Raw genomic sequence first — 12,111 nt, forward strand, 5'->3', positions numbered from 1 at the left:
CGCCACAGGCCACCGGAACGCCACCGACATCCGACCGCGGGCAAGCCCTCATCACCGGACCACGATCGGCTCCGGCGCCCGGACACCCACCGGACGGCCCCCCCACAGGCCACCGGAACGTCACCCACGCCCGGCTGCGGGCAGGCCCTCATCACCGGACCACGATCGGCTCCGGCGCCCGGACACCCACCGGACGGCCCCCCCACAGGCCGCCGCAACGTCACCGACGCCAGTGCCACCCCGCCCACCAGCAACCCCGCCGCACACCACCGCAGCCCGCTGACCCCCTCCCCCAGGAACACCGCCGCCGAGGTCATCCCGAACACCGGGACCAGGAGCGAGAAGGGCGCCACCGTCGACGCCGCGTGCCGGCGCAGCAGCCAGCCCCAGGCGCCGAAGCCGAAGACCGTGGTGACCCAGGCGACGTAGACGACCGTTCCGGCGCCCTGCCAGTCCAGGGCGCGCAGGGCGTCGTAGTCCCTGCGCGGGCCCTCCAGGAAAAGGGACAGGAGGAGCAGCGGGAGTACCGGGATCGTGCTCACCCACACCATGAAGTTGAGCGCGTCCGGGGGTGCCGCCTTGCGGGTCAGGACGTTCGAGGCGCCCCAGCAGGCGGCGGCCGCGACGCAGAGCGCGAAGGCGCCGAGGGGGCCCGACGTCCCCTCGTCCACGGCCGCGACGGCGATGCCGGACAGTGCCACCAGCATGCCCAACGCCCGGACGCGGGTGGGTCGTTCGCCTAGTACCGCGAAGGCTATGGCCGCCGTGAACACCGCCTGGATCTGGAGCACCAGCGACGCCAGTCCCGCCGGCATCCCCGCGTCCATCCCCACGAACAGCAGCCCGAACTTCGCCACCCCCAGCACCAGCCCCACCGCCACGATCCACTTCCACGCCACCTTGGGCCGGCCCACGAAGAACACCGCCGGCAGCGCCGCCACCAGGAAGCGCAGGGCGGAGAAGAGCAGCGGCGGGAAGTGGTCGAGGCCGATCTCTATGACGGTGAAGTTGACGCCCCAGACGGCGGCGACGAGGACGGCCAGGGTGATGTGGGCAGGTCGCATGCGTCGAGGATCACTTCCCAGGACCGTGAAGCACCAGCGATGATTGCTGCACGGTCAGATGTAGCAACCCTGAACAATGGAGCGTCCCGTGCTCGACCTCCAACGCCTCCGCGCCCTCCACGCCGTCTCCGTCCACGGCACCGTCGGTGCGGCCGCCACCGCGCTCGGGTACACGCCCTCCGCGGTGTCCCAGCAGATCGCCAAGCTGGAGCGGGAGACCAGGACAGTACTCCTCGAAAGGGAGGGCCGCGGTGTCCGGCTCACCGCCGAGGCGCGGCAACTCGTCGACACCGCACAGGAGTTGCTGGCGATCGTGGAGCGTGCCGAGACCGGGATCGAGCAGCGGCGCGGGACTCCGGCCGGGCGCCTCACGCTCGCCGCCTTCGCCTCCGCCGCGCGCGGTCTCCTGCCCGCCGTACTGGCCGATCTCGCCGCCCGGCATCCCGCCCTCGACCTCCGGCTCACCGAGATCGACCCCCATCTGTCCGTCGGACTGGTCGCCAAGGGCGCCCTCGACATGGCGGTCGTGCACGACTGGGACATCTCCCCCTTGCCGGTGCCGCCGGGGGTCGAGCAGGCGGTGATCGGGGACGACCGCTGCACGTTGCTCGTGCCGGACGGGCATCCCTTCGCCGGGCGGGAATCGGTGCGCCGCGACGATCTCGCGGGGCAGCGCTGGGTCTGCCAGCCGCCCGGACGGGTCTGCCACGACTGGCTCGTACGCACGCTCCGCGCCGCAGGGCACGAACCGGACATCATCCATCAGGCCGACGAGAATCCGACCCTCGTCGCCCTCGTCGCCGCCGGGCTCGGCATCTGTCTCATCCCGAGGCTCGGGCGGGGGCCGCTGCCTGCCGGTGTCGTCGAGGTCGAGCTGGCTCCGACGCCCGTGCGGCGGCTGTACGCGCTGTGGCGTTCCGGTGCCGCGGGGCGGCCGTCGATCACCGAGACCGTGCGCGCTCTGCAGGAGCATTGGCCCAAGGTGGCGGCTCATCCGTCCCGTTGAGCACGGGGTCACCAACTTCCGGGATTCCGGGCCGAGGCGGGAACCCGCCCCCACCCCCGCTCGTCCAATCCGCAAGCTGTCGGAGAGTCACCGCGGTGCGGTGTCGGCCTCGCTGCTGGCTGCGAACGCTGACTTACCCTCTCCGCCGTACTGCGGCCGGCAGCACGCCGCCATCGGCGCGCCCCCCTCCAACTGCGCCGATGGCGGCCCCTCCATGACGTACGGTGCGCGCACTCCCTTGACTGGCAGAAACTTCCCGGATACCTCTGTCCCCACGGAAGTTTCCTTCAGCGGATCATCTCCGGAAGGAGCGCACGTGCCCTCCAGACGTACCGTCCTCGCCGCCACCGCGGGCGTCACCGCCGCCCTGGCCATCGGCACCGAAGCACAAGCCGCGAGTCCCGACGACAAGAAGCTCCGCTCCCTCATCTCCCGCATGACCCTGGAGGAGAAGGTCGGCCAGCTCTTCGTGATGCGGGTCTACGGCCACTCCGCCACCGCCCCCGACCAGGCCGACATCGACGCCAACCTCAAGGAGATCGGCGTCCGTACGGCCGCCGAGCTGATCGCCAAGTACCGCGTCGGCGGCATCATCTACTTCACCTGGGCGCACAACACCAAGGACCCGCACCAGATCGCCGACCTGTCCAACGGCATCCAGAAGGCGTCCCTGACCCAGCCGCGCGGCCTGCCCGTCCTCATCTCCACCGACCAGGAGCACGGCATCGTCTGCCGGGTCGGCGAACCCGCCACGCTCTTCCCCGGCGCCATGGCCCTCGGCGCGGGCCGCTCCCGCAAGGACGCCCGCACCCTCGGCCGGATCGCCGGGCAGGAGCTGCGCGCGCTCGGCATCCGGCAGAACTACTCCCCCGTCGCCGATGTGAACGTCAACCCGGCCAACCCGGTCATCGGCGTCCGCTCCTTCGGCGCCGACCCGGACGCGGTGGCCGGGCTCGTCGCCGCCGAGGTCGCCGGGTACCAGCACGCACGGCAGGTCGCGGCGACCGCCAAGCACTTCCCGGGGCACGGGGACACGGCCGTGGACAGTCACTACGGCTTCCCGGTCATCACCCACACCCGCGCGCAGTGGGAGCAGCTCGACGCGCCGTCGTTCCGGGCCGCGATCGCCGCCGGCATCGACTCGATCATGACGGCGCACATCATGGTCCCGGCCCTCGACGACTCCGGCGACCCGGCCACCCTCTCCCGGCCCATCCTGGGCGGCATCCTGCGCGGGGAGCTCGGCTACGAGGGGGTCATCGTCACCGACTCCCTCGGCATGGAGGGCGTACGGACGAAGTACGGCGACGACCGTGTCCCCGTGCTCGCGCTGAAGGCGGGGGTGGACCAGCTCCTCAACCCGCCCGACCTCGCCGTCGCGTGGAACGCGGTCCTGAAGGCCGTACAGGACGGGGAGCTGACCGAGGCGCGGCTCGACGAGTCGATCCTGCGGGTGCTGCGGCTGAAGGCGCGGCTGCGGCTCTTCGAGGAGCCGTACGTCAGGCAGGGCGACGTCACCCGGACCGTCGGCATTCCCGCCCATCTCGCGGAGGCCGACCGGATCGCCGACCGGACCACCACCCTGCTGGTCAACAAGGGCAACCTGCTCCCCCTGTCTCCGCGCAAGCTCCTCGTCGTGGGCGCCGACCCCGCCTCCCCCTCCGGTACGACGGGTCCGCCCACCGGTGTGCTCGCGGCCGCGTTCACCGAGCTCGGCTTCACGGCCACGGCCCTGTCGACGGGGACGGCGCCCTCCGCCGCCACCATCGCCAAGGCGGTCGCGGCGGCGCAGGACGTGGACGCGGTCGTCGTCGGAACGTACAACGTCTCGGCGACCAGCAGCCAGAAGACCCTCGTCGAGCAGCTGGTCGCCACCGGGAAGCCGGTGGTCGCGATCGCGGTCCGCAACCCCTACGACGTGGCCCAACTGCCCTCCGTACCGGCCGTCGTGGCGTCGTACGCGTGGACCGATGTCGAACTGCGGGCCGCCGCCCGGGTGATCGCGGGGAAGCGGGCGCCGCGCGGGAGGCTGCCGGTGCCGGTGCAGCGGGCGGACGATCCGACGCGGGTGCTCTATCCGATCGGGTACGGGCTGACGTACCCGGCGTAGTACGCGCGGGCGCCCGCCCGGACCGCCGTACAAGACGTAGTGCGCGTACGTCACACCCCCGGCGCACGCCCGCCAAAGGGCGCAAAGCACCCCGCACGTCTGGCGTGTGCCCGCTGCGGCGGGTCACGCTGGACCGGGGTATCCGGGGGGACTGTGATGCGTGACAGAGGTTCCGTGGGGGTGGTGTGCGCACTGGTGGCGCTGCTCGCTGCCCTGTTGGCGGGATGCCAGAACTCCTCGGGCGGCGGGGGCACGGACGGTGACGGCCGGCTCAGCAGCGAGGTGACGCCCACCGGTCCCGCCAGCCCCTCCGGCTACGGCACGGTGTTCCTGGGTGTCGACGAGTGCAGTTCCTTCGGGACGACCAGCTTCACCGAGGTGCCCTGCACCAGCGAGCGGGCGGCGGCGCGGGTCGTGGCGCGCTTCGACGGCAAGGTGGGCGAGGGGCCGCTGTGCCCGGGGACCACGGACTTCGTGCTGCACATCAGCGAACAGAACCCGTCCTCCGACGAGGACGGCGACGGCGCGGTCCCGCAGGGCTACGCGTGTATGCGCAGCCTCACCCCGCCGCACCCCGGCGACCCGGGCGGCGGAGGCGGTCCGCGCACCATCGTGGGCGACTGCGTCTACAGCTCGGGCGACGGCCAGGTCCGGGAGACGGCGTGCGACGGCAAGGGCGAGAAGAAGCCGGAGTTCAAGGTGACGAAGGCGGTCGCGAAGCGCAGCCGGTGCCCGATGTCGACGGCCCTCTACGTCCAGCTCGGCGGCACCGAACCGGTGGGCTGCGCCCGGCCGGTGTGAGCACCGGCCGGGCACGGCCCCGGGGTTACGGCCGGAGCGTGGGCTCGCGCTCCACGTCCCTGACGTCCAGCTTCTTGTCGAACGTCGCGAGCGGCTTCGCCGCCGCGACCGCGGTGTCCGAGACACCCGCCCAGTCCAGGATGCGGGCGGTGGCGAAGGCCTTCTGGTCGGCGACCAGACCGGCCACGTTGGCACCGTGGTTCATGCCGGGGGCGGTGAAGATGTACGAGTCCTTCGCACCCTTGCCCAGGTGGAAGCGCTCGGAGCCCCACGGGTCGTTCTGGCCGTACACGTAGAGCATGTGACGGGCGTTGTGGCGCACCCAGGTGTCCACGTCACGCATGGCGTACGGCTGGAACCTGGTCGGGATCTCCCTCGGGACGAAGTTCCGCGGCGGCTGGTAGCCGTAGCGGATGTACTTCTTCTCGATGTGCGGGAAGTGGATGTCCGGCGCGCCGAGCTGGGTGGCGGCCTGGTAGAAGTACGGCGTGTACGGGTCCAGGCCCTGGTCGGTGTAGAACGAGAACCCGGAGATCATGTCGATCGAGTTCCAGATCTGGTCGTCGGTCGCGGTGGCCGCGTTCGGCGGGATCAGCTCGTCCTCGGCGCAGTCGGCGGCCTGGGCGTACTGCCAGAAGCCCCAGACGTAGTCGAGTACGACGGCCTCGTACGCCTTGTCGAGGCTGCCGACGGTGTTGAAGGTGAAGCCTTCGGTGGCGGCGTACTCGGCGTACTTCTTCTCCAGTGGTTCACGGCGCACCAGTGCCTCGCGCTGGACCGCGTTCAGACGGTCGCGGCACTCCTTGGTGCCGACGGAGGCGAAGAAGCGGTCGTAGGCCGAATCCTCGTTGTTCACCACGTCGTTGGGGGCGACGTAGGCGACGACTCCGTCCATGTCCTTCGGGTAGAAGCGCTCGTAGTAGGTGGCGGTCATGCCGCCCTTCGAGCCGCCCGTGGTGATCCAGTTCTTGGTGTAGATCTTCTTCAGCGCCTTGAAGACCCGGTGCTGGTCACTGGCGGCCTGCCAGATGTCCAGCTTGGTCCAGTCGGCCGGGGCGGGCCGGGACGGGGTGAAGAAGCGGTATTCCAGGGAGACCTGGTTGCCGTCCACGATCTGGGTCGGTTCGCGGCGGCTGGGGTTCGTGGAGACGTTGTAGCCGCTGGTGTAGAAGACCGTGGGGCGGGAGACGTCCTTGTGCAGCACGGTGATCCGCTGCTGGAACGTGCCCTTGGCCGGATCACGGTGGTCGACCGGCTGCGTGAAGTTGAGCACGAAGAAGCGGTACCCGGTGTACGGCTTCTCCTCGATCAGGCTCACGCCCGGTATGGCGAGCAGTTGTTCCTTGATGTCGGTGGTGCCGGTGGTGCCGGTGGCCTCCGGCTCGGCGGCGGTGGCCGCCCCTGCCGTGCTCAACGTGCCTATGAGCACCGTGAGCGCCAGCAGCCATCTGAGCGCCTTGCGCATGCACCCTCCCCTGTGAGACAGATGTGCGAGCGGAAGCTATCGGAGCAACTCGCTTGCGCACCAGGGGAGATAGGGAAACCCCTCGGTTATTGGCGGGTTCGGGGGCGGGTTCAGATCCTGATCCAGCCGTCTGTCGAGTAGTACCCGCTGCCGACCCGGCCCTTGATCCACACCTTGCGGCCGCCGACGTACGTCTCCACCGGCCCCGCGTGCTTGCTGTACTGCCCCTCGTCGACCACGGCCTCGAAGCCGCGCGCCTGGAGGCTGACCATCATCGTGCGCCGGGGGCCCGCCTTCTTGGGCACGGTCATGGCGCACAGGGAGGTGCCGTTCTTGTAGACCTTCACCGACCCGGTGGCGAAGGTGAACGTCCTGACCTTGCGCCCCTCGCAGTGCGTGCCTGTGGCGGCCTGCGCGTCCCCCGCCGCCCCGATCGCGAGCAGCGCGGAAGCGGTCAGCACGGCCAGACCGGCGGCGAGCCGCCGCCGTATAGCCCCACGCTCCACTGTCGTCCCTCCCGTACACCGGCGATGAGCGTACTGGTGTACGGACGCATGACGTATGTCGGATGGTTGCACGGGCGTCACGAGTTCAAGCCACGCGTCACTGCCGTGGGCTGAACCGATCGATACCGCCCGGGCGGGCCTCCCGGCCGCGCCGCGGTGGTGGCCGCTACCGCGGAACAGCGGGCCGGACCCCGTCCCGGCACCCGGCACGGCCGCCGCCCCACAGACCACCGGCGTCACGCGGTCAGCCGATGCTGCCACCGACGCCGGACCGTCAGTCGCTCACGCCACCACCGGCGCGTCCTCCCCCACGAACGTCCGCCACAGCTCCGCGTACTGTCCGCCGAGCGCCAGCAGCTCCTCGTGTGTGCCGTCCTCGGCGACCCGGCCGTGGGCCATCACGACCACTCGGTCGGCGCGGGCCGCGGTCGTCAGGCGGTGGGCGACGACCAGGGTGGTACGGCGTCCCGCCAACCGGTCGGTCGCCTGGTTGACCTGGGCCTCCGTGGCCAGGTCGAGGGCGGCGGTGGCCTCGTCGAGGAGGAGGATGTCGGGGTCGACGAGTTCGGCGCGGGCGAGGGCGATGAGCTGGCGCTGGCCTGCGGAGAGGTTGCGGCCGCGTTCGGCGACCTCGTGGAGGTAGCCGCCGTCGAGGGTGGCGATCATCTCGTGGGCGCCGACCGCGCGGGCCGCCGCCTCCACCTCGGCGTCGGTGGCGTCCGGGCGGCCGTAGGCGATGGCGTCGCGGACGGTGCCCTGGAAGAGGTAGGCCTCCTGCGGGACGACCCCGAGACGGTGACGGTACGACGTCAGGTCCAGCGTCCGCAGGTCCGTGCCGTCGACCGTGACCCGGCCGGCCGTGGGGTCGTAGAACCGCGCCACCAGCTTCACCAGCGTCGACTTTCCGGCGCCGGTCTCCCCGACGAACGCGACGGTCTGCCCGGCCGGGATGGTCAACTCGATGCCGCCGAGGGCCTCTTCGGGTGCGTCGGCGGCCCCGTACGCGAACCGCACGTCCTCGAAGGCGATCTCGCCGCGCAGGGACAGCACTTCGAGGGGCTCGTCCGCCGCCTTCGTGGACGTCGGCTCCTGGAGCAGCTCCTGGATGCGGCCCAGCGAGACGGTCGCCTGCTGGTAGCCGTCGAAGACCTGCGAGAGCTGCTGCACGGGCGCGAAGAACAGGTCGATGTAGAGCAGATACGCCACCAGCGCACCGGTCGTCAGCGTCGCGTCGTCGATGCGTCCCGCACCCGCGATCAGTACGGCCGCCGCGGCCACCGACGACAGCAGCTGTACGAAGGGGAAGTACACGGAGATCAGCCACTGGCCCCGGATCCGCGCCCGCCGGTAGCTGTCGCTGCGCTCGGCGAACCGCGCCCCGCCGTCCCGCTCGCGCCGGAAGGCCTGCACGATCCGCAGCCCGGACACCGACTCCTGGAGGTCGGCGTTGACCACCGAGACACGTTCACGGGCCAGTTCGTACGCCTTCACGCTCGCCCGGCGGAAGTAGTACGTGGCGACGATCAGCGGCGGCAGGGTCACGAACACGAGGAGCGCCAGCTGGATGTCGATCACCAGCAGGGCGACCATGATGCCGAAGAAGGTGACGACCGAGACGAACGCGGTGACCAGGCCGGTCTGGAGGAACGTCGAGAGGGCGTCGACGTCCGTCGTCATGCGGGTCATGATCCGGCCGGTCAGCTCCCGCTCGTAGTAGTCGAGTCCGAGCCGCTGGAGCTGGGCGAAGATCTTGAGGCGGAGGGAGTACAGGACCCGCTCGCCGGTCCGTCCCGTCATCCGTGTCTCGCCGACCTGCGCCGCCCACTGCACGCCCACCGCGAGCAGACCGAGCAGCGAGGCCGCCCACACCGCGCCGAGGGCGAGTTCGCTGACGCCGGAGTCGATGCCGTGCCGGATCAGGACGGGGAGGAGGAGCCCCATCCCGGCGTCGACGGCGACCAGGCCGAGGCTGATGAGCAGGGGCCGGCCGAAGCCTCGCAGGAGCCTGCGCAGGCCGTACGACTCCTCCGGGGTGATCGCGCGGGCCTCGTCGATGTCGGGGGTGTCCTGGGCCGGGGGCAGCGCGTCGACCTGGGCGAGGAGTTCGGGGGTGGCGGGTGTGCCGTCGAGGGCGGCGTCACGCGGGGTCCGCTCTCCCGCCCACAGCCTCGGGGTGATGCCGCGCTCGGCGTCGAACTCGGCGTCCAGCTCCTCCCGTACGGAGGTGTCCTCGGCCGGGACCACGGGCTGGCTGTGGCCGGGGGAGACGCCGCCGAGTTCGTCCGGGTCGGTGAGCAGGCGCCGATAGAGGGCGGACCGTTTCTGCAGCTCGTCGTGGGTGCCGATGTCCGCGAGCCGGCCGTCTTCGAGAACGGCGATGCGGTCGGCGAGGTTGAGGGTGGAGCGGCGGTGCGCGATGAGGAGGGTGGTGCGGCCCTCCATGACCTGCTTCAGCGCCTCGTGGATCTCGTGCTCGACCCGGGCGTCCACCGCGGAGGTGGCGTCGTCGAGGACGAGGAGCCTCGGGTCGGTGAGGATCGCGCGGGCGAGGGCGACGCGCTGACGCTGGCCGCCGGAGAGGGTGAGGCCGTGCTCGCCGACCTTGGTGTCGTATCCCTCGGGCAGCTCGGCGATGAAACGGTCCGCCTGGGCGGCGCGTGCGGCCCTCTCGATCTCCTCCTGGGTCGCGTCGGGACGGCCGTACGCGATGTTGTTGCGGACCGTGTCCGAGAAGAGGAAGGAGTCCTCGGGGACCAGCCCGATCGCGGCCCGCAGCGAGTCGAGGGTCAGCTCGCGGACGTCGTGGCCGCCGACGAGGACGGCGCCGTGGGTGACGTCGTAGAAGCGCGGGAGGAGAAGGGAGACGGTGGACTTGCCGGAGCCGGAGGAGCCGACGACGGCGAGGGTCTCGCCGGGCTGGATCTCGAAACTCAGCCCGTCGAGGACCGGGCTGGTTTTGCCGGGGGCGCCCTCGTATCCGAAGGAGACGTCGTCGAACTCGACCGTCGCGGGCGCGTCGGCGGGCAGCTCCTTGCTCCCGTCCTTCATCGACGGCTCGGTGTCGATCAGCTCCAGGACGCGTTCGGTGCCCGCGCGGGCCTGCTGGGCGACCGTGAGGACCATGGCGAGCATCCGGACCGGGCCGACGAGCTGGGCGAGGTAGGCGGAGAAGGCGACGAAGGTGCCGAGGGTGATGTGTCCGCGCACGGCGAGCCAGCCGCCGAGGGCGAGCATGGCGACCTGGCCGAGGGCGGGGACGGCCTGGAGGGCCGGGGTGTACCTGGAGTTGAAGCGGATGGTGCGCAGACGGCCCGCGAAGAGCCGTCGGCTGACCTCCCGCAGCTTCCCGGTCTCCTGCTCCTCCTGCCCGAAGCCCTTCACCACGCGTACGCCGCCGACGGCCCCGTCGACCACGCCCGCGACGGCGGCGGCCTGGGCCTGGGCGTACCAGGTGGCGGGGTGCAGCTTGCTGCGGGAGCGCCTGGCGATCCAGGCGAGCGCGGGGGCCACGGCGAGCGCGACCAGGGTCAGCGGCAGGGAGAGCCAGGCCATGACGACCAGGGAGACCAGGAAGAGGGCGAAGTTCCCGATGGTCATCGGGAGCATGAAGAGCAGGCCCTGGATCAGCTGGAGGTCGCTGGTGGCACGGCCGACGACCTGCCCGGTGGACAGCTCGTCCTGGCGGCGGCCGTCGAGGCGGGTGATCGTGCCGTACATCTCGGTCCGCAGGTCGTGCTGGACGTCGAGGGCGAGGCGGCCGCCGTAGTAACGGCGGATGTAGGTGAGGACGTACACGACGACGGCGGAGCCGATGAGCAGGCCCGCCCAGGTGGTCATGGAGCGGCTGTGGTCGCCGATGACGTCGTCGATGATCACCTTGGTGATCAGGGGCGCGAGGGCCATGACGGCCATGCCGACGAGGGAGGAGCCGAGCGCGAGGACGACGTCCTTCGGATACCGCCAGGCGTATCCGGCCAGCCGTCGTGCCCATCCCCGTTCCGGTTTCACGCCGGTGCCCTCCGTCAGCAGTCCTGATCTTCCGGAAGGCACCAACGCCGACGGAACCGGATTTCATCCCTCCGCAACAATCCCCGGCTTGACGGTCAGGCGGTAGAACCTCGTCGTCTGCACCGCGTTCTGGTTGTCGTCGCTGACCAGGAGGACCTTCCAGCCGCCCTTGCCGTGGCCGGTCACCACCATGCCCTCGATGTTGTCGAGGAGCGGGTTGGGCTGGGGCTGCTTGGCGGTGGCGCCGAGGGCCGGGCAGTTCACGAGATCGGCGAGCAGGGTCTTCTTGATCAGGTGTACGTCGTCCTGGCCCGTCAGGTTCTCGACGCCGCTGGTGTCGGTGGCGTGCCGGGGGTCGGCCAGGTAGAGGCGGACCGTGTTGCCGACGCCGGAGGTGAAGCCGCGTTCCAGGACGAGGAGGCGGCCGTCGGGGAGGGCCTGTACCTCGGGAACGCCGAGGATGGCCGCGTCGGTGCGGTAGGCGTACTGGGCGCCGAGCCGCCAGTGGCCGTCCTTCGTGCGGTTCCAGGTCTGGAAGCGGACTATGCCGGTGGAGTCGCCGGAGATCGCGTACTCCATGGACGCGAGCAGCGTGTGTCCGCCGGGGAGGAGGGTCAGGCCCTCGAAAGTCTGGTTCGAGACGGCCCGTCCAGCCGGGGCGACAAGCAGCGAGGACGGGACCGGGAGGCGGTCGAGGACCTTGCCGTCGGGGCTGTACCGGCGTATCGACGGCTCGGTCTCCGAGGTGACCAGCCGCGTCCCGTCCCGGTCCACGACCAGGCCCTCGGAGTCCAGCGCCGCCCCGCTCTCGTCGGCGAGCGGCACGACGGAGGTGGGCGCGAGGGTCTGCGGGTCCAGCGTGAACAGCGCGGACCGGTCGGAGAGCGCGGCGAGCGAGCCGTCCCCGTCCAGCGCGAGCGCGGAGAGGTTGCCGACGAAGGTGCCGCCGTACGTCGTCTTGTCGAGCGCGTCGGAGAAGCTGTCGATCGAGACGGACGGCGAACAGGCATGGTCGGCCGGGGAGTTGGCGTCGGCGTTGGCCGGTCCGGCGGCGGAGAGGCAGGTGGCCGCCGCGAGGCCGGCGGTGGTGGTCGCGAGTACGGTTCTCATGCGCATGGGCGTCACCGTAGGACGGGTGTGTGACGCGCAGG

The 12,111-nt window shown here is 71.1% G+C and carries 8 protein-coding genes; 3 read left to right on the plus strand and 5 right to left on the minus strand.

Annotated features, from left to right (window positions below; translation table 11 throughout):
- A partial coding sequence (locus tag ABZ928_RS26705) for an EamA family transporter (RefSeq protein ID WP_361523847.1) occupies positions 1–1,064 on the minus strand: 1,064 nt, incomplete at its 3' end.
- 88 nt (positions 1,065–1,152) lie between these two features.
- Here ABZ928_RS26705 and ABZ928_RS26710 point away from each other — a divergent pair.
- From ABZ928_RS26710 to ABZ928_RS26720, 3 genes are all read left to right on the plus strand, one after another.
- Entirely contained in the window at positions 1,153–2,070 is a 918-nt protein-coding gene (locus tag ABZ928_RS26710) for a LysR family transcriptional regulator (protein ID WP_361523849.1), read from the plus strand.
- 316 nt (positions 2,071–2,386) lie between these two features.
- Positions 2,387–4,180, plus strand: a complete 1,794-nt coding sequence (locus ABZ928_RS26715; RefSeq protein WP_361523852.1) for a glycoside hydrolase family 3 protein — start codon at positions 2,387–2,389, stop codon at positions 4,178–4,180.
- 156 nt (positions 4,181–4,336) lie between these two features.
- Positions 4,337–4,981, plus strand: coding sequence for a hypothetical protein (locus ABZ928_RS26720; RefSeq protein ID WP_361523855.1), 645 nt, complete (start codon positions 4,337–4,339; stop codon positions 4,979–4,981).
- A 25-nt stretch (positions 4,982–5,006) separates the two neighbouring features.
- Here the strand turns inward: ABZ928_RS26720 and ABZ928_RS26725 are convergent, their stop codons facing one another.
- The 4 genes from ABZ928_RS26725 to ABZ928_RS26740 all read right to left on the minus strand — a co-directional run bounded on the left by ABZ928_RS26725 (position 5,007) and on the right by ABZ928_RS26740 (position 12,076).
- The gene (locus ABZ928_RS26725; protein ID WP_361523859.1) at positions 5,007–6,446 is read right to left on the minus strand and encodes a S28 family serine protease; all 1,440 of its coding nucleotides are present in this window, start codon (positions 6,444–6,446) and stop codon (positions 5,007–5,009) included.
- A 110-nt stretch (positions 6,447–6,556) separates the two neighbouring features.
- Positions 6,557–6,952, minus strand: coding sequence for a hypothetical protein (locus ABZ928_RS26730; protein WP_361523862.1), 396 nt, complete (start codon positions 6,950–6,952; stop codon positions 6,557–6,559).
- A 282-nt stretch (positions 6,953–7,234) separates the two neighbouring features.
- Positions 7,235–10,960 carry an ABC transporter ATP-binding protein gene (locus ABZ928_RS26735; protein WP_361523864.1) on the minus strand — a complete coding sequence of 1,242 codons (3,726 nt, stop codon included), beginning with the start codon at positions 10,958–10,960 and terminating at the stop codon, positions 7,235–7,237.
- Positions 10,961–11,023: 63 nt separating this feature from the next.
- Positions 11,024–12,076, minus strand: a complete 1,053-nt coding sequence (locus ABZ928_RS26740) for an esterase-like activity of phytase family protein (protein ID WP_361523867.1) — start codon at positions 12,074–12,076, stop codon at positions 11,024–11,026.
- Positions 12,077–12,111 lie beyond the last annotated feature (35 nt).

It is taken from the genome of Streptomyces sp. NPDC046909 (assembly GCF_040644695.1).
Classification (GTDB): Bacteria; Actinomycetota; Actinomycetes; order Streptomycetales; family Streptomycetaceae; genus Streptomyces.